This is a genomic window from Pseudarthrobacter sp. O4 (assembly GCF_050157025.1).
Taxonomy (GTDB): domain Bacteria; phylum Actinomycetota; class Actinomycetes; order Actinomycetales; family Micrococcaceae; genus Arthrobacter.
On sequence record NZ_CP189591.1, the window covers coordinates 2,405,469 to 2,422,936 of the forward strand.

Consider the following 17,468-nt stretch of genomic DNA (forward strand, 5'->3'; position numbering starts at 1 on the left):
CAGCGTAGTGCCGGGCCGGGCCGATTCCGGCTGGAACCGGGGCTGCGCAGCCAGGATCACCCTTTTGGTTGATGCTGCCTGACAATTGGCGGCTAGGGGCGGAGTCCGGGGACGGGCAGGCCGAATATTTCCTTCAGGGCATATCTTGCGGCGTGGAACCCCGGCATGCCGGTCACTCCGGGGCCCGGAGGGGTCGAGGAGGAACAGAGGTACACCCCGCGGAGCGGGGTCCGCCACGGCACGGGACCCAGCACCGGACGCCGCACCAGGCCCCGGAGGTCCATCAGGCCGGCGCCGAAGTCGCCGCCGACGTAGTTCTCGTTGTACGCCGCCAGCCCGGCCGCAGTGGTCACCCGGTATTGGACCACCACGTCCCGGAATCCCGGGGCGAAGCGCTCCAGTTGGGCAATCACGGCCTCGCCCATGTCCACGTGGGAGCCGGCGGGAACATGGCAATAGCTCCACAGGACGTGCCGGCCCTCCGGTGCGCGTCCCGCGTCGAAGCGTGACGGCTGGGAGACCAGTACGTAGGGCTGCTCGGGATGCCGTCCCGCTGCGACGAGGTTCTCTGCCTCGGCCATTTGGGCCCGAGTGCCGCCCACGTGCACCGTACCGGCGTCGGCGAGCCCCGGGGCGGCCCAGGGCACCGGGCCGGAGAGGATGAAGTCGACCTTGCAGGCCCCGTTCCCGAACCGGAACGACTCGAGGGCGCGCCGGTACCTGTCGGGGAGCCTTCCATCCGCCAGCCGGATCAACCCGGGAGGCGCCACGTCCAGCAGGGTGGCCCGCACCGGAGGAAGGTCCGCCAGGGAGCCGATCCGCGCCTCCGTTTCCACAACTCCGCCGTGGGCCTCGAGGTCCGCCATCATGGCCTGGGCGATCGCCGCTGATCCGCCGAGCGGAACCGGCCAGCCGTCGGCATGCGCCAAAGCCCCCAGCAGGAGTCCCGCGCCCGCCGCGGCCAGGGCGGGCAGCGGTGAGACGGCGTGGGCCGCGACCCCGGTCAACAGGGCGGGCGCCAGCTCTTCCCGGAACCTGGCGCCCCACAGCCGGGAGCCTTGTTCCAGCGTGCGGAGGCCGAACAGTCCGGCAGCGACGGGGTCCCGCGGCACCCGCAGCAGCTGGTTCAGGGTGAGATCCGCTATGCCCTCCACCCGGTCCACGAGCGGGGACATCAGGCGGCGGAATGCTGCGCCGTCCCGCCCCAGCCCGGCGGCGGTCCGTTCGAGCGAGCGGTACGCCAAGGCCGCCCGGCCGCCGTCGAGCGGTGAACCGTACGAAACCTCCGGCATCTCAAGACGGATCCGCAGGGACAGCCCGAACTCGCGGAAAAAGGGGGAAGCCAGGGCCATCGGGTGCACCGCCGAACAGATGTCATGGAAGTGGCCCGGTTCCATCAGTTCGGCGGTGCGCAGGCCGCCACCTGGGGTGGGGGCCGCCTCGTAGACATGGACCTTGAGCCCGGCCCGGGCCAGCGTCACTGCGGCGGCGAGTCCGTTGGGGCCGGAGCCGACGACGGCGACGTCAGGCATCTGCCGCGGCTTTCCGCCAGGGCAGCAGGGACGCCGACGGCCGGGCCGGGTCAAGCCGCAGCCAGTCCGGTGCGTGTTCGAAGGGTCCGCCGTGCGGGTCGTCCATGTCGTGGCGCCGGATGACGTCATAGCCGGGGTCCCAAATATCCCAGGCCACCCGTGCCATCAGGTACGCAGTGGCCAGCATGTGGAACACTACGGCCAGGACGTAGTAGGGCATGTCGATGTTGTGTTGGGCCACTCCGCCGCTCGTCACCTGCCCAAGATACATCCAGATGGCGGCCCAGTGCAGGCCCTCGATGGTCTGCCAGATCAGGAAGTCCCGCCAGCGGGGCCGGGCGAGGGCCAGCACCGGAATGAGCCACAGTACGAACTGGGGCGAGTAGACCTTGTTGGTCAGGATGAAGGCTGCCACGATCAGGAAGGCGAGCTGCGCGAGTCTGGGCCGCCGCGGTGCGGCCAGGGCGAGTGCCGCGATCAGGGCGCAGGCCAGGACGAAGAGGTTCAGGGCCAGGGTGTTGATGGTGTCGGCCTGCAGGGGTATCCAGCCGAGGCGTCCGGCCACGAGGTTATAGGCAAACCATGGCGAGCTGTACCCGGCGGGCCGATCCTGGGTGAACTGGTAGAAGTACTTCCAGCCGTCCGGGTTGAGGGCGGCCACCGGCAGGTTGACGGCCAGCCAGGCCGCGGCGCCGGATCCGGCAGTGACCAGCAGCGGCCGGAAGCGGCCCGTGCGGAGGGCAAGCAGCAGAATGGCACCGAGGATCAGTAGAGGGTAGAGCTTGGTGGCCGTGCCGAGGCCAATGAAGATCCCCGCGAGCACCAGCTTGTTCCGCGAGAAGAAGTACATGCCCAGGGCCAGCAGAGCGACCGCCCACATGTCCCAGTTAATGGTTCCGGCCAGGACAATGCCGGGGGCGACGGCCACCATGGCGGCGTCCCAGGGGCGCCGTCGGGTCATCCGGGCCGTGGCCAGCACCGTCACGATCCATACGGCGGCGATCAGGGCGGCATTGACGTCGAAGTAGGCCAGAATGCGGTCGCTGCTGACGCCCTCGCCAGGCACCAGGAGTGCGGTGACGCCGGCGATCAGTCCCATCAGCACGGGGTACTCGAAGAATGTTTCCCTGGTTACGAACGGGAAAGCACCCTCGCCAAGGCCGCGGTTCCTGAATAGTTCGGGGAAGTCCGAGTAGCACGTGGCATAGAACTGCCCCGGCGTTTCCCAGCCGTTGCCGCGGCAGTAGGACTTGAGGAGAATCCCCGCCAAGGCTGCCAGCACGGTGAGCATGATGAGAACGCGTTCCACGGTAAAGAATCCGGGGGAGACGACCCCAGGGGCCGCACGGTGGCCCATGGGGCCCCCAATGAGCTCCGTGAAGTTCCTCAGCAACGGGTCGCTGCGGCTCGGGATGACCAGTCGGACCCGCTTGCGGTGCTCCGGCGGCTTTGTCTCCTGCATGCCCTTGAGCTTACCGGGGCAGCTGGTGCCCAAGCAGTCTCTGCCAATCCGGGGACGGGCGGGGGACCGAAGGTCTCTGGCGTCAGCGGAGGAGGCCAATCTGGTGCAGGGCGATGAATACGTCGTCACGCTTCTGGTCGAGGAGTGCTTCGTTGAACAGCGTCGTGTGCCTCGGTGCCGGCTTCCGGATGAAGAGCAGGACGGCCCGGAGTTTGTGCATCATGGTGGTCACCTCCCTTCCATGCCTGGGGTTGCGGCGGTCAGTGCTGCGGGGCCGGACAGGTGTGCTGGCGATAGTCACGGTGAACCTTTCGTGTGTTTGCCGTGGAGATGGAAAGAAATTTGGCATGTCAATTAAGGCCCCGGTAAATTGGGGATGAAAAGGCCTCATAACGCATGGAAATGCCCGGGGCAATTGTTTGATTTCGCAAAGCGACGAATGGCCCCCTGAACGCAAGAGCGCCACAGCCCCCAACAGGAAGCTCGGTTCCGAACTATGGGGATGCTGCGCAACCGCGTGGTTCCGCCTGGTCAGCCGGCTATCAGAGGGCTTCCGAGGAACGGGAGTCCTCTGTCTCCGCTGGGTGCTAGGTCAGGGACACTAGGCCGCGAGCGGAGGGGTCAGGAGACAGTCAGGCCGAAATTCGGGCGCGGATCAGCACTGGAGGCCGGGGTGGCGGTGACGGAATACATCCATCCGCTAGTCAAAGTAATCATTTTCCCAACCTCCTTTTCTGTCCTGCCGTGGCTCCGGCTGAATGGCCGGGCGACGCGCGCCGTGACCCCGGCAAATCGCCCTGGGGTCAAAATAAAAATACACCATGAATGCAGCAGTTGACCACTGAATTCATAAACTTTCCTGAAGTTCTTTTCTAAAACGTATCTATAGGCCCCAACGGACCACTGCGGGTGTCTTCTTATCCCAGCCCAGGGTGCAGACTTTCGCCGTGCCCAGCACGAAGTGCCGCCCTTCGCGGGGATCGAGTCCAAGCCACCGGGCCGTCAGTATCCGGGAGAAGTGGCCGTGGGCCACGATCAGCACATTGTCCAGGCCGGATTCCAGCACCCGCGCCACAATCTTGTCCGCCCGGGCTGCCACGTCGTCGAGTGATTCACCGTTCGGTACGCCGTGGGTCCAGATCAAGTACTCCGGGTTGTCCTTGCGGATGAGGTCAGAGCTGATGCCTTCGTACTCGCCGTAGTCCCACTCTACGGCGAGCGGCTCCAGCTGGGCGTTCGGGTAGCCCGCCAGTTCCGCCGTCCGGCGCGCCCGCCGGAGCGGCGAGGTCAGCACGAGGTCAAAGTCGACGGCGTCGAGCACCTTGCGCGCCTCGACCGCCTGCTGCTCGCCTTCCACGGTGAGGGGAAGGTCCGTGAGGCCCGTGTACTGCCCGCTCTTTGACCACTCGGTTTCGCCGTGCCGCAGGATCCACAGCTGCGGACGGGGGCCGTTGGTAGGTGCAATCACTTAGGACTCCTCAGTAGTGGACAGTTCGACGGCGGATCCGGTTCCGGCCTCTTCTGGAGCAGACTCCGGCTGCGCAGCCCACCACTCGCGCAGTTTGGCCTCGGCGACTTCGGCATCCAGCGGGCCGTATTCCATCCGTTCTTCGAGCAGGTACTTGTAGGCGCGGCCCACGACGGGGCCCGGCTTGAGCCCCAGCAGCGCCATGATCTGTCCGCCGTCCAAGTCGGGGCGGACCGCCTCAAGGGATTCCTGCTCCCGCAGGGCTGCAATCCTGGCTTCCAGGTCGTCATAAGCGAAGGATAGCCGCTCCGCCTTGCGCTGGTTGCGGGTTGTCACGTCGGAGCGGGTGAGCCGGTGCAGCCGCTCCAGGAGCGGCCCCGCGTCGGTGACGTAGCGGCGGACGGCGGAGTCGCTCCAGCCGGCGTCGCCGTAGCCATAGAACCGCATGTGCAGCTCCACGAGGCGTGCCGCCGCCTTGATCGTGTCGTTGTCGAAGCGGAGCGCCTTCATGCGTTTTGACGTCAGCTTGGAGCCCACCATGTCGTGGTGCCGGAAGCTCACTGCGCCGCCAGGCTCGAAGCGGCGCGTGGCCGGCTTTCCGACGTCGTGCATCAGGGCAGCGAACCGCAGCACAAAATCGGGGCCGGGAACGGGGCCGTCGGCACCTGTCTCCAGCGCGGCAGCCTGCTCCAGGACCTGGAGCGAATGCTGGTAGACGTCCTTGTGACGGTGGTGCTCATCCGACTCCAGGCGGAGGGCCGAGACCTCCGGTAATACGAACTCAGCCAGCCCGGTGTCGACCAGCAGATCAATCCCGGCCCGGGGATGGGCGGCGCAAATGAGCTTGACCAGTTCCTCCCGCACGCGTTCGGCGGAGATCATGGTGATCCGTTCGGCCATCCGGGTCATGGCCGCGCGGACGTCCTCGTGGACCGTCACGCCCAGCTGGGCTGCGAACCGGGCGGCGCGCATCATGCGCAGCGGGTCGTCGGAGAACGAGGTTTCCGGGGTTCCCGGAGTGGTGAGGACTGAGGCATGAAGATCACGGACGCCCCCGAACGGGTCGACCAGCTCCAGCGCCGGCAAGCGCAGGGCCATGGCGTTGATCGTGAAGTCCCGGCGCAGCAAGTCGTCGGTCAGTGAATGCCCGAAGGCCACCATCGGCTTGCGTGAGTCGGGATCGTAGGCTTCGGCGCGGTAGGTGGTGATCTCAATCTGGAAACCGGCCTTGCGCATCCCGATGGTGCCGAACGCCCGCCCGATCTCCCAGAAGTTATCTGCCCACTTCTTGATCAATGCGACGGTCTGGTCCGGGGTGGCGTCCGTGGTGAAGTCCAGATCGGGTGAGACGCGGCCCAGGAACAGATCACGCACCGGCCCGCCCACGAGGGATAGTTCGTGGCCGGCGTCGACGAACCGCTGTCCAAGCTCCAGAACCACCGGGTCCACCTGGAAATCAACAGTGTGCGTGTCAGTCTTGTGATGTGCGTGCGCCATAGTTTCTTAAGCATAGTTTCTCAAGCCCGCTGGAAAACCGCGCCGGCACCACATCGAAACTGTCCCGAGGTCCCGCGCTTAACGGTAATCCCCTGGGCGGGGCGGCAATCTACTTTCCCGGCCGTCCACTTTCCCGTCATGTTGAGGTCATCAACAGCGGACAAGAGTCGTTAGAGTGGACTTCATGGCCCATCCCGTACCTAGCGCTCCCGGCAGGAGGACAAACGCACCGTTGCCATCGGCAATCGGTGCCAATGTCGCGCCTGTCCAGCACTCGGGACACGCCTCCCTGCCTACCGTGGAGGAAATCTCCGCCGGTGGCGTCGTCGTGGACACGTCCGACGCCGAACTGCGGGTTGCGATCATCGCGCGCCTCAACCGGGGCGGCCGGCTGGAATGGTGCCTGCCGAAGGGCCACCCGGAAGGCCAGGAAAGCAATGAGGAAGCCGCCGTGCGGGAGATCGCGGAGGAGACCGGGATCGAGGGCAAGATCCTCGCACCGCTGGGAAGCATCGACTACTGGTTTACCGTCAGCGGGCACCGGGTCCACAAGACCGTCCACCACTACCTCTTGCAGGCCACGGGCGGGGAGCTCACGATCGAAAACGATCCGGACAAGGAAGCCGTGGACGTCGCCTGGGTTCCCATCCAGGAGCTGGCACGCAAGCTCTCCTTCCCGAACGAGCGCCGCATCGCGGATCTCGCCAAGGAAGTCCTCCCGGAACACCGCTGAGGGCGCGCGGAAGAGGCTGGGATCGGGCTCGGATAGCGCACAAAGCCATGCCCGGGTGAGACGATGAAGACGATGTCATCAGCCGAACCCACTCCCTCGCCCTCCGGCCCCACCGATTCTAAAGCTGTCCAGCCCGGAGAGGCCCGTTCCAGCGCCATCATGGCCGCGGGAACCCTCGTCTCGCGATTCCTGGGGTTCGGCAAGACCTGGCTGCTGGGCGCCGCGCTTGGTCTTGGCTCCACCGTCAACGACACCTTCATCAATGCCAACAACCTGCCGAACCTGATCTTCCTGCTGGTGGCAGGCGGCGTCTTCAATGCGGTCCTGGTTCCCCAGATCATCAAGGCCAGCAGGGCGCCGGACCGGGGAGCGGACTACATCAGCCGGCTTCTGACCCTCGCCGTCCTGGTGCTGCTCACACTCACCCTCCTGGTGACCCTCCTGGCGCCCTGGGTCATTGAACTGACCACGCAGGGTTACTCCCCGGAGCAGAAGTCGCTGGCCGTAACGTTCGCCTTCTGGTGCCTTCCGCAGATCTTCTTCTACGGCCTGTACGCCCTGCTGACCCAGATCCTCAACGCCAACGGCGCGTTCGGTCCCGCCATGTGGGCTCCGATCCTGAACAATATCGTGGCGATCGCCGGACTCGGCATGTTCATCGGCATCATGGGCGCCAATGTGACAAACCCACACACCCTCGACAACTGGGGCTCTTTCCAAACCTTCCTGGTGGCCGGGTTCTCCACGATCGGCGTGATCGCGCAGACGGCCATCCTGATGATTCCGGTGTTCCGGCTCCGGCTCGGCCTGCGGCCGCGCTTCGGCTGGCGCGGAGTGGGACTGGGCCAGGCGGCACGCCTCAGCGTCTGGACGCTGGCGACTGCCGGCGTCGGGCAGCTCGCCTTCCTGTACGTCATGCGCATCGCCACTATCCCTGGCGCCGAACGCCTGCGCCTGGAACACGCCGGTGACCCCGCAGCGGACACGCTGCCGGGTAACGCCGTGCTCGAGGTGGCCAGCCAGCTGTACCTGCTGCCGCACTCGATCATTGCGCTTTCCCTGGCCACCGTCCTGTTCAACCGGATGACCCGGGCGTCCCAGGACAGGAACCACAGCGAACTGCGGAATGCGCTTTCGCACGGTCTGAGGACCATGGCCGTGGCCACGGTTTTCGGGGCACTGGCACTGTTCGCCCTCGCCGGCCCGCTGGGCATGTTCTTCTCCGGCGGCGAACAACAAGACGGCGTCATGCTGGCCCAGACGCTCACGATCCTGGCGCTGAGCACGCCGTTCATGAGTGCCAACTTCATGATGTCCCGGGTCTTCTACGCCAGCGAGGACGCCCGGACGCCGTTCTTCATCCAGCTGGTGCTCGCGCTCGTCAACGTGGTCGCCGCCTTCCTGATCCAGTTCCTGCCGTTCGACCAGATCATCTTCGCCATCGCCATGCTCTACACCGGCGGCAACATTCTGTCCGTCATTGTCAGTGCAGTCTTCCTGCGCCGGCTCCTGGGCCATCTGGACGGTCCGCGGATCGCGAACTCTTACATCCGCATGGGCTACGCGGCCTTGGGTTCGGCCCTCACCGCGGCCGTGGCGCTGTGGCTGCTGGGCAGCTACAGCCCGGACGGTTTCGCATGGAGCAGCCGCCCCGCCGCGCTGGTGACGATCGTCGTCGTCGGTCCCATCATGCTGGCCGTTTACCTCTTCCTGCTGAAGCTCTTCCGCGTGACCGAGCTTCGGGATCTGCTGCAGCCGCTGCTCGGCCGGCTCCGCCGGGGGCCAAACCCTGAGCCGGACGTCTCCGAGCGCCGTGACACCGGCGTGGGGGGCGGGGCTGCGGAGGGTTCGGGACCCGCGCGCCCCCGGCCGGAACGCGCCACCGTGTCGGTGGACACGGGCCTGATTCCCAGGATTTCGGGTGAATTCGACGCCGCGTCCTTCCGTGCCGGACCCGATATCCGGGAACCCGAGGAACGACGCGGCTGGCCCGCCGGACCGGAAGGCGGCTACCTGCCCGCCGAAGAGCTGCCCAGTTCGGCCGAGGGCGGCCTTGGCCGGGGCGACGTCCCGCTGCCCGGCCGCCGGACGTACCAGGGCCCGCCCGGCCACAATCCGTATTTCCCCTTCGGGCGCAAGAAGAAAAAATAAGGTCGGGACGGTGTCACAGCGCCGTGCTCCGCGGCGTGGACACGCGATCGGCTAGGATCGAAGACTAACAAGGGGAGTTGCAGACCAGGGGTCAACCGGCTTTACCGGGGGACTTGCGGTCACTGATGAAGTGGTCAGGCCGGCAGTTCCCGGACAGTCTAGGAGGAGCCCGTGTCCCACCCGATCGATGTCGGATCAGTACTCGGTGGCCGCTACAAGGTCACCGCCACCGTGCTGGCCTCGCATGACCAGGATCTGGTGCTGGACGGTGTCGACCAGGTGCTGAATCGTGCCGTGAGCATCCTTGTAGCCGGCCCGGACAACGCCGACCAGGTGGCCCGGAGCGCCCGCGAAGTGGCCACAGGTGAGCGGCCCGGCCACGTTCAGATCCTCGATTTGGGCGTCAGCGCGCACACGACGTACTTGATCACCAGCCACACCTCTGCGGCCGATTTGCTGGATCTTGTGGTCTCCTCCAACCCTCCCTACGTCGAACCGTTCTTCACGGACACGCTGGGCAGTGAGATCTTTGGACAGGCCCGCTCCCAGGAACCCGAAACGTACGACGGACTCTACGACGACGAGGAAGTAGACGCCGGGTACATCGACTACGGACAAAAGCAGCCGCCGGCTGCCGCTGAACCGGTGTCCGCGCCGGTTCGGGCCCCCCGCGGGCCGTCGCTGCCGGTGTCGGGCCCGGCCGCCGGTCCAGCCCCCGCCGCCGCTGCCGGGATGGCGGCGGGCGCTGCCGCCGGTGCCCCGCCGTCCCCGAAGACCGCGCCGCAGGAGGCGACCCCGCACACGACGGCACCCCAGCCCGTTCAGGAGGCGGGCGCCGCTCAGCCGACCACAATGCAGCCGGGCGTACCGGCCGGTCAAACTGACTCAACGCCGGCGTCTCCTGCCGAGCATCCCAAGGTGTCCCTGTGGTCGGAGGACGATTACGGCTACGCCGGTCCGGCTGAACAAGATCACGCCTCCCAGCAGGTTCACCCCGCCGCCGCTGCGACTGCTGCCGGGGCCGGCCAGCTTCCACCGGAGAAGGACCGCACTCCGCGCACTTTTCCCGCCGCGGCGCGGAACACCGACGCCGAGCCTGATGAGGACTACTACGCAGAGGATGAAGGGCCGCGTCGCGAACCCCGTTCCATGCGCTGGCTCGTAGGTGGCCTGCTGGCCGCCGTCCTGGTGGTCGGACTGATCTTTGCCGTGACAAACCTTGGAAGCCTCTTTAAGAGCAGCCCGCCGCCCGCCGCGGGTGGCAGCTCCTCGGCGAGCACTCCGGCCGCAAGTTCCGGAAAGCCTTCGTCGAGCACCAGTTCTGCGCCCGCGGGCGGGACGCCGGCAATCGAAGGCGTCACCCGGATCGGCAACTTCGACTTCGCAGGAACGTACGATGCGGATCTGTCCAAGACCTTTGACGGAAATGGCGCCAGCTTCTGGTCCGACATGGAGTTCGCCACGGACGACTGGGGCGGTCTTGCCAGTGAGGTCCCGCTGGCAGTCAAGCTCAAGGGGCCGTCCGAGGTTTCCTCGGTAACATTGAGCCAATTGGGAGCCTCCGGCGGAAACATTAGCGTGTTCACCAACGACCGCCCTTCCTTGGACGGAGCCAAGCAGGTCGGCAGTAACAGCTTCACGTCGCCGGACCTCACCATCCGCCTGCAGGAGACAGTCACCGCACAGTATGTGATCGTGTCCATCAAGACGCTTCCCAAGCTGGCGGCACCCAAGACCCGCTACGGTTTTGGTCTGCGCCTGGCCGAGATCAAGGTCCAGTAGCTCAGCCCGTAATCCGGCCGGCACGCCACCTGGCCTTCACTACCGGGACGGTACCCTGAATGGTGGCGACCTGCTGTGATGCCCGGTTCCATCGGAATATTCAGCACCAAGTAGTAGTTGTGCCATGTGGCCGGCCACCCAGGCGGGCGCATCGACAAAGGAAGAGGTTCACCGTTCAGTGAGCAACGCAGAAAACACCGCGTCCGAAGTACGTGATGTCATCATCGTCGGCTCGGGACCCGCGGGCTACACCGCCGCGGTGTACACGGCGCGCGCCAACCTCAAGCCGCTGATGCTGGCAGGTTCGGTGACCGCCGGCGGCGAACTCATGAACACGACCGACGTAGAGAACTACCCGGGATTCCCCGACGGCATCATGGGCCCGGACCTGATGGAAAACTTCGAGAAACAGGCTGCCCGATTCGGCACGGAAATCCAGTTCGAAGACGTCACCGAACTGGACCTCGACGGCGACATCAAGACCGTGACCATCGGAACGGGGGAGACCTTCCAGTCCCGGTCCATCATCCTTTCCACTGGTTCTGCCTACCGCGAGCTGGGGTTGCCGAATGAGAAGCGCCTTTCAGGCCACGGCGTCAGCTGGTGTGCAACCTGCGACGGTTTCTTTTTCAAGAATCAGGACATTGCCGTGATCGGTGGCGGCGACTCCGCAATGGAAGAGGCACTGTTCCTCACGAAGTTCGCGAAGTCCGTCACCGTGGTGCACCGCCGGGATACCCTCCGGGCTTCCAAGATCATGGCCGACCGTGCACTGGCCCACGAGAAAATCACTTTCGTCTGGAACACCGGAGTGGAAGACGTCCTCGGCCAGGACAAAGTCACCGGGCTGCGGTTGAGGAACCTCGTGGACGGCTCGGAAACTGAACTGGCCGTTACGGGCGCCTTCGTGGCGATCGGCAACGATCCCCGTACAGACCTCGTCAAGGGCAAGCTGGACCTCACCCCCGAGGGAACCATTGCCGTCGAGGGACGTACCTCGAAGACCAGCCTCAAAGGCGTCTTTGCCGCCGGCGACGTCATTGATCCCACCTACCGCCAGGCCATCACGGCGTCGGGCTCGGGCTGTGTGGCCGCCCTCGACGTCGAACATTATCTCGCCGATTTCCACGCCTAAACGCGCGCAGAAGCCAACCGAAGAGAGAGACAAGGTTATGAGCAACGCAAAAGACGTCACAGACGCCAGCTTCAGCACTGATGTACTGGCTGCTGACAAGCCCGTCATTGTGGATTTCTGGGCCGAATGGTGCGGACCCTGCCGCAAGCTGGGACCAATCCTCGACGAGATCTCCGTTGAGTACAGCGAAAAGGTAAATGTCGTCAAGGTCAATGTGGACGACAACCCGGGCATTGCTGCGGAGTACGGCATCACGTCCATCCCGGCGGTCTACCTGTTCCAGGGCGGCGAGGTCAAGAGCACTGTCATCGGTGCCCGGCCCAAGCAGTTTTTCGAAAAGGAATTCGCGGACGTTCTGTCCTAGTTCAGTCGGCTCCGTGAGCGATCACGGTAAGCCTCGGAGGCCCCACTTCCTGGAAGTGGGGCCTCCGTTTTCTGTGCACCCGGATTCCCGGTTAAGAGCCAGCGCGTAGGCGTATGGGGTCTCGGGGGGCCCGTGGGTGCCGCGGGTCCCGCGGGAGAGAATTTCTGCAGCTAATCTAGGTTGAAAGACGACGGGTAATTCCGCGGATGCTCCGTGCTTGCCTCAGGGTTTCCCTTGACCCCGGGGAGGGGAGAGTGCACACTCATGCCGCCTGCCCTTTGCAAAGACCTCTGTTTCACGTGAAACATCGAAGGCTAGCGCCAGCCCCCAGACCGGGTGTGCGGGGCCCTGGTTCAGCGGCGAACCCACGGCTGGGCCCAATGTGTAGGTTTGACGTGATTCATCGGCAGCAGCCGTCGGCCGGACCCGGCCGCGACGGATTTGCCCCTTCTCATGTCAGCCTTGCGGCTCGAACATACGCGGGTTTCACGTGAAACATGCGTTACAAATCCTGCGGACCTCTCGATTTCTCCCGGGAGACCACCCGGACGCAGAGTCGAAGGACATGCCTCGAAAGGCACCTCCGCCAGGTAGGACGGTGACAGATCGCTTTCCTAGTCGCCGTAACGCCGAGGACTGACAAGAATCAGTCTTGCCGTTGCTGCACCGTGGCAACACCGTTTCCAAACGAAAGCGGCCACAAAGAGCTCCGCCCAACCATTGCCGGGAAACGTTTCACGTGAAACATTGAAGCAGCTCAGGACTGGGACAGGAACCGTTGAATACAAGACACAGGAGCAATGATGAAAGCCGGAAAATCCCAGGTTCGGTTTCCACCAGATGAATAACTCCAAGGGCAGTCAGTGGTCGTAGGCGGTCAGTGAGCGGCGGACGGACTGTCCTGTGTGGTCGTTGTGCCAGATCGCGGCGGTCATGGCCAGCAAGCGTTGAACGATCCGGACCGTGACGCCCGCAAGGGTGCGTCCGAAGTGATGTTCGAGGTCCAGCTGGACTTTGAGGGTATCGTTGATCGATTCGATGACCTGCCGCAGGGGTTTGAAGAACCGTGATCCTGCCCGGGGTTTTTCGCCCTTGCGGCCAGGGCGCAGCAGCTCGATCCCGGGCTGGTCCACCGTCTCCTCGAACCCGGCACCGTAGTAGTTCTTGTCACCGATAAGGATCTGCGGTGCCCGTCGGCACGGACCCTGGCCATCGCCGGGGTCCCGGCGAGGATGTCCAGGAACGTCTGGCGTTCGTCAGCCTTGGCCCCGGTCAGGGCATACCCGATTGGCAGCCCCTGCAGGGTGCAGACCAGGTGCAGGCGCAGGCTCAGGGCCCAGAAATACCGTGAATGCGAGGCGCAGTACCCGTATTCGGCCCACCCGGCCAGGTCTGAGCGGCGGACCGTTTCCTTGGACCGGGCGCATTCGACCGGGGTCGAATCCACGACCCGCACATCGTCGCTGCCGATATCGCCTTGTTGGACGAGGATACCGATGAGCCAGTTCATGGTCGGCGCCGCCGGCGCAGCCGCTTGTTGTATCCGGCCTGGCCGGGCAGATACGGGAACATGGTGTGCAGGCTCTTGCGGGCATGGCGCAGCCAGCGGGCCTCGCTGGTAAAGCCGAGCAGCGCCTGTATCAGCGCCAACGTGATCACTTCGGCATCGGTGATCCGCGGACTGATGCCGACCCCGGGGCCGGGCCGGGACGCGTTCCGGATATGCCTATAGCAGATCATCGGCTTGCACATACAAATGCAGTAACAAGGCTGTGCAGATCGGCGTCCACGCGAGCCTCATCTATTCCCGCTATTTAGCTATGCGCGACGTCCTGTCCTGTTTCACGTGAAACATCACGCCGACACCCGGGGGACAGGACGTCTGTAGAACAGGGCCGCGGAAGGGCTACTTCAGCAGCCACGTTGACGAGCAACGCACCCTGGGAACCCGAGGAGGCATAACTGATATGGCACTCCCAGATTATCCGAGGGACCACGCCGATGGAGACATACGTGCCATCGACATCAGTGCGGATATTCCGATCTCAACTTCGCAGGTGACCAACAGGACTCCACAGGGGAATGCAGCAGACTCCACCATCGAGGGTCATCACCAGTACCAGGGGCGAGCAATCTCCCTCTTTTCATCCCTCCAATATTCCCCAAGCACCTACCTTCCGCATGGCCTGCAGGACACGCACCGGCCGGACGAGTGAAAGGAACCGGGAGGCACCGCGGTGCGGATCCGCACGGGAGTCACACTGAACACCAGAAACTGCCCCAGGCGGTTTCACGTGAAACATGTAGCGGACGCGGCGTCTGGCACCGGCAGCGCAACGGTAATGCAGGGATTTGATTCCGGCCCAATACCGCGGCGAATCCTTCCTGCCGCGGCCCGGGCTCGAACCCAACATCCTGCTGCTAGTGATTTGCCCCCACCGTCTGATTGCGGACACTGACGGACCGCCAGACGCTGCCTGCGCCTACCGGAGGCGACCACAGGCATCACCAGGAACGCCGTTGGACCACCGCCCGCCCAATTCGGGAGACACTGAAACCTGCAGTCCGATGCAGCGTGCACAGGGTTGGGCCGGCGGGATCCGTGAACGGCGGAACGGTTCCATTGACCCCAGTTTCCGAACACGCCTGGGAACCCGCGGAACACACGTCGCCGGTGCAAAGCTCCCAACAGGGGCCAGAGACCTGTTGGCAGAATGTCCGTCCGCACCGCAAGCCCAGTACGCACAATACGCACAAGGACCGTGGGGCCACGGCCCCGTTCGCCCACGGCGACTCCTGCCAGTCGCGGCGTCACAGTAGCGTTGGGTCGAAACCGTCCGCGTCACCTTGCCGGGAGGAACAGTTAAGCCAAAAGTGGGATCTGAGAACCGGACCATGGCCGGCTCCGCAGAAATATCTCCGCGGCATGCTCTCCCGCAGGCCCTGATCGGGCTCTGCAGAGGTGAGGATGACAGTCCCACTTTCTTGCTCCACCAGTCCCACTTTCTTGCTCCAGATGAGTAGTTAGTCCAGCAGGAGGCAAGCTTCCAGACCTGGTCACGGAGAGGGCAGAGCAGGGATCACTACGTGGGACGATGGTTTTTCCACTGCAACTCACCACGAGACGACAGACGGTGGTCTGGTAGCGGACGATGAAGAAAGCGACTACTGGGACAACACGGCCTTAGCGCCTGCACCGGGGAAGCCCGAAAGGAGGGTTTCCATTGCCAGGCATCAGCACAGCCGGAGCGGAAGACTACGTCTTCACCGTGACTGATATCTCGGCCGCCGGCGAGTTTTCCACAGAAGTTATACACACTGTTATCCACAGGCTATGAGTGATTGCTCACAGCTCAAAGCATGGCCGGCTACACTCCTCGTGGGAGAGTCGCTGGCAGCAGGGTGGGTGACGGCCATTCGGCGGATCGTGCCAGGTTGGCACCTGCGTCAGAAACTGACGAATTCCCTTGCTAGTTGACCCACCAGAGAGCGTCAGATTGCTCCAAAATTAACCGGTTTCTAGGGATTTTGTTGGCGCGCCCGGGTGTGCACTGACTCGTCTCTGGCAAACGCTGAGAATGTTTCACGTGAAACAGCGGAGGGCCAGAACGGCAGACCTGAGAATGGCAAGGGCCTGCTGCGACTGGTGGTCAGCGGGTACCACTGACCTTTCGCTTTCGTCCCGGCTAATCCACAAGGTTATCCACAGGAATATCCACCGCGATATCCACCGCTACGAGCCTGTTGATAATAGGTCCGCAGCTTCGAAAGTCGCCTGCATATTCCTTCGCGTTTCATGGTGCCGAGCCGATCGGGGAAACACTCACTCAGTGACGCGGCAAGAATGCGGTCCGGGGGAGCCCGCTTCTCAAGCGTTCAGGGCGGCCGCCAGACACCGCCGACTCGACGTCGACTTAGGAGCTGGGCGGCGGCGACAGTCTCGGAAGCCGGAGCAGTGCGCTAGGAAGTCATTGTATCCACATGCCATTCCGATGGTCTGTCCGAAAGGAGGTCGAACCCCTGAGCAGATACTCATCTCACAGCTACGGTCGGCCTAGCAGACTCGATCCGATGGGGGCCAGAAGTCTGTTTCCATAGCCGGTCTCGGCGAGTCATCCCACTGGCTGCACGCCCTCCATCGGGGGAGCGGTTACGCCCACCAGCTCTGGCACCAGCTAGCACCGGCCCACAGATCTGGGCCGCAGCGCGCCCACAATAGCTACTCGCTCCGTCACTGCATGACAATCCGTTTCCTTCATTGTTGGCATCGCACCACGGCGCTCATGTCCTGTCCCCACAATGATCTCCAAAACTACGCACCGCTGACTCCACGGGTTTCGTCCCGTGGGGTGGTGTAGTACTCCGCGGTTGCGCGTTTGCATGGGCAACGTAGTGAGCCATCGTGCGATGGTCAGTGAGTGCCGGTCAAAATCACTCCCAGGAAGACACAAACATACGATGGCTCTAGACCAGTCTGCCCTGCATGACCTGCTTGGCCTGCTTGGCCAACTAAAGCTCACCGATGGCTCCGACCGGATCCGTGCCGCGACCGAAACGCCGAACCAGCAGCTCATCGAAGGGGAGGCGACCGCGTTCATCGGCGCCGCCCCGTTCGAGCGGAGCGGGGGATCGCACCGCTCATCGCAACGGCAGCCGGCCAAGGACGCTGAATACCGCCGCGGGCGATCTGCATCTGAAGAGCCCGAAGCTGAGAAACGGATCGTGCTTCATGGCCCTGTTGGAACGGCGCCGCCGCGTGGTCCAGGCCCTCTCCACTCGGTCGTGTTGGAGGCTTACCTGCACGGGGTCTCCCACTCGCAAAGTCGACGATCTGGTGAAGGCGCCCGGAGCCGAAACCGGGATCACCAAAACCGAAATTTTCGGGATTTGCCAGGATCTGGACCACGAAGTCGGCGCGCTCCGGGACCGTGACATCTCGGCCATGGAGTACCCCTATGTGTTCTTGAACGCCGCCCGCTGCAGGGCCCTCGACGGGCACCACGTCGTGTCCCAGGCGATCGTAGTCACGTTCGGCGTCGCCGCCGACGGACGTCGGGAAGTCCTGGGCTTCGACGTCGGCGACAGCCAGAATGAAACGTTCTGGACCGCGTTCCTGCGGTCGCTGAAGAACCGCCGGCCAGCCGACGTGCAGCGTGTCATCTCCGATGCCCCACCGGGCTGAAGAAGTCCATCGGGACGGTATTCCAGTGCGCGGCCTGGCAGCCCTGCCGGGTTGATTTCATCCGCAACGCGCTCTCGTTCGTGCCGAAGGATCCAAACACATGATCGCCTCGATCACCCGCACCCTCTTCGTCCAGCCCGATGCCGGGCACGTGAACACCCA

At 64.3% G+C, this 17,468-nt stretch carries 12 protein-coding genes and 1 pseudogene; 7 read left to right on the top strand and 6 right to left on the bottom strand.

Annotated features, from left to right (window positions below):
• Positions 1 to 92 precede the first annotated feature (92 nt).
• The 5 genes from ACQCSU_RS11110 to ACQCSU_RS11130 all read right to left on the bottom strand — a co-directional run bounded on the left by ACQCSU_RS11110 (position 93) and on the right by ACQCSU_RS11130 (position 5,959).
• The gene (locus ACQCSU_RS11110; RefSeq protein WP_426975309.1) at positions 93 to 1,532 is read right to left on the bottom strand and encodes a phytoene desaturase family protein; all 1,440 of its coding nucleotides are present in this window, start codon (positions 1,530 to 1,532) and stop codon (positions 93 to 95) included.
• Positions 1,525 to 2,994 (bottom strand): glycosyltransferase family 87 protein, encoded by a 1,470-nt coding sequence (locus ACQCSU_RS11115; RefSeq protein ID WP_426975310.1) that lies wholly within the window; start codon positions 2,992 to 2,994, stop codon positions 1,525 to 1,527. Before ACQCSU_RS11115 ends, ACQCSU_RS11110 begins: the two co-directional genes overlap by 8 nt.
• Before the next feature lie 82 nt (positions 2,995 to 3,076).
• The gene (locus ACQCSU_RS11120) at positions 3,077 to 3,217 is read right to left on the bottom strand and encodes a hypothetical protein (RefSeq protein WP_426975311.1); all 141 of its coding nucleotides are present in this window, start codon (positions 3,215 to 3,217) and stop codon (positions 3,077 to 3,079) included.
• 660 nt (positions 3,218 to 3,877) lie between these two features.
• The gene (locus tag ACQCSU_RS11125; protein ID WP_426975312.1) at positions 3,878 to 4,462 is read right to left on the bottom strand and encodes a histidine phosphatase family protein; all 585 of its coding nucleotides are present in this window, start codon (positions 4,460 to 4,462) and stop codon (positions 3,878 to 3,880) included.
• Entirely contained in the window at positions 4,463 to 5,959 is a 1,497-nt protein-coding gene (locus ACQCSU_RS11130) for a CCA tRNA nucleotidyltransferase (RefSeq protein ID WP_426975313.1), read from the bottom strand.
• 232 nt (positions 5,960 to 6,191) lie between these two features.
• Between ACQCSU_RS11130 and ACQCSU_RS11135 the strand changes: the two genes are divergently transcribed.
• The 5 genes from ACQCSU_RS11135 to trxA all read left to right on the top strand — a co-directional run bounded on the left by ACQCSU_RS11135 (position 6,192) and on the right by trxA (position 12,124).
• On the top strand, positions 6,192 to 6,692 hold the full coding sequence (locus ACQCSU_RS11135; protein ID WP_426975314.1) for an NUDIX hydrolase: 501 nt from the start codon (positions 6,192 to 6,194) through the stop codon (positions 6,690 to 6,692).
• Positions 6,693 to 6,755: 63 nt separating this feature from the next.
• On the top strand, positions 6,756 to 8,843 hold the full coding sequence (gene murJ / locus ACQCSU_RS11140; protein ID WP_426975315.1) for a murein biosynthesis integral membrane protein MurJ: 2,088 nt from the start codon (positions 6,756 to 6,758) through the stop codon (positions 8,841 to 8,843).
• Between the two features lie 171 nt (positions 8,844 to 9,014).
• Positions 9,015 to 10,625: an ABC transporter substrate-binding protein gene (locus tag ACQCSU_RS11145; RefSeq protein WP_426975316.1), complete on the top strand. Its 1,611-nt coding sequence runs from the start codon at positions 9,015 to 9,017 to the stop codon at positions 10,623 to 10,625.
• A gap of 178 nt (positions 10,626 to 10,803) precedes the next feature.
• Positions 10,804 to 11,760 carry a thioredoxin-disulfide reductase gene (trxB, locus tag ACQCSU_RS11150; RefSeq protein ID WP_426975317.1) on the top strand — a complete coding sequence of 319 codons (957 nt, stop codon included), beginning with the start codon at positions 10,804 to 10,806 and terminating at the stop codon, positions 11,758 to 11,760.
• A 37-nt stretch (positions 11,761 to 11,797) separates the two neighbouring features.
• A complete protein-coding gene (gene trxA, locus ACQCSU_RS11155; RefSeq protein ID WP_426975318.1) occupies positions 11,798 to 12,124 on the top strand; it encodes a thioredoxin in 327 nt (108 codons plus the stop codon).
• An 860-nt stretch (positions 12,125 to 12,984) separates the two neighbouring features.
• Here trxA and ACQCSU_RS11160 read toward each other — a convergent pair.
• Positions 12,985 to 13,914 (bottom strand): annotated as a pseudogene (locus tag ACQCSU_RS11160) (IS982 family transposase).
• Positions 13,915 to 16,646: 2,732 nt separating this feature from the next.
• Here ACQCSU_RS11160 and ACQCSU_RS11165 point away from each other — a divergent pair.
• The gene (locus ACQCSU_RS11165) at positions 16,647 to 17,306 is read left to right on the top strand and encodes a transposase (protein WP_426975319.1); all 660 of its coding nucleotides are present in this window, start codon (positions 16,647 to 16,649) and stop codon (positions 17,304 to 17,306) included.
• A gap of 8 nt (positions 17,307 to 17,314) precedes the next feature.
• The gene (locus ACQCSU_RS11170; protein WP_426979764.1) at positions 17,315 to 17,410 is read left to right on the top strand and encodes a transposase; all 96 of its coding nucleotides are present in this window, start codon (positions 17,315 to 17,317) and stop codon (positions 17,408 to 17,410) included.
• Positions 17,411 to 17,468: the final 58 nt, after the last annotated feature.

Excerpts from the sequence above, each read along its gene's own strand:
- ACQCSU_RS11115 (WP_426975310.1), bottom strand. The coding sequence starts at position 2,994 with ATGCAGGAGACAAAGCCGCCGGAGCACCGCAAGCGGGTCCGACTGGTC.
- ACQCSU_RS11130 (WP_426975313.1), bottom strand. The coding sequence starts at position 5,959 with ATGGCGCACGCACATCACAAGACTGACACGCACACTGTTGATTTCCAG.
- trxA (WP_426975318.1), top strand. The coding sequence starts at position 11,798 with ATGAGCAACGCAAAAGACGTCACAGACGCCAGCTTCAGCACTGATGTA.
- ACQCSU_RS11110 (WP_426975309.1), bottom strand. The coding sequence starts at position 1,532 with ATGCCTGACGTCGCCGTCGTCGGCTCCGGCCCCAACGGACTCGCCGCC.
- ACQCSU_RS11120 (WP_426975311.1), bottom strand. The coding sequence starts at position 3,217 with ATGATGCACAAACTCCGGGCCGTCCTGCTCTTCATCCGGAAGCCGGCA.
- ACQCSU_RS11165 (WP_426975319.1), top strand. The coding sequence starts at position 16,647 with ATGGCTCCGACCGGATCCGTGCCGCGACCGAAACGCCGAACCAGCAGC.
- murJ (WP_426975315.1), top strand. The coding sequence starts at position 6,756 with ATGAAGACGATGTCATCAGCCGAACCCACTCCCTCGCCCTCCGGCCCC.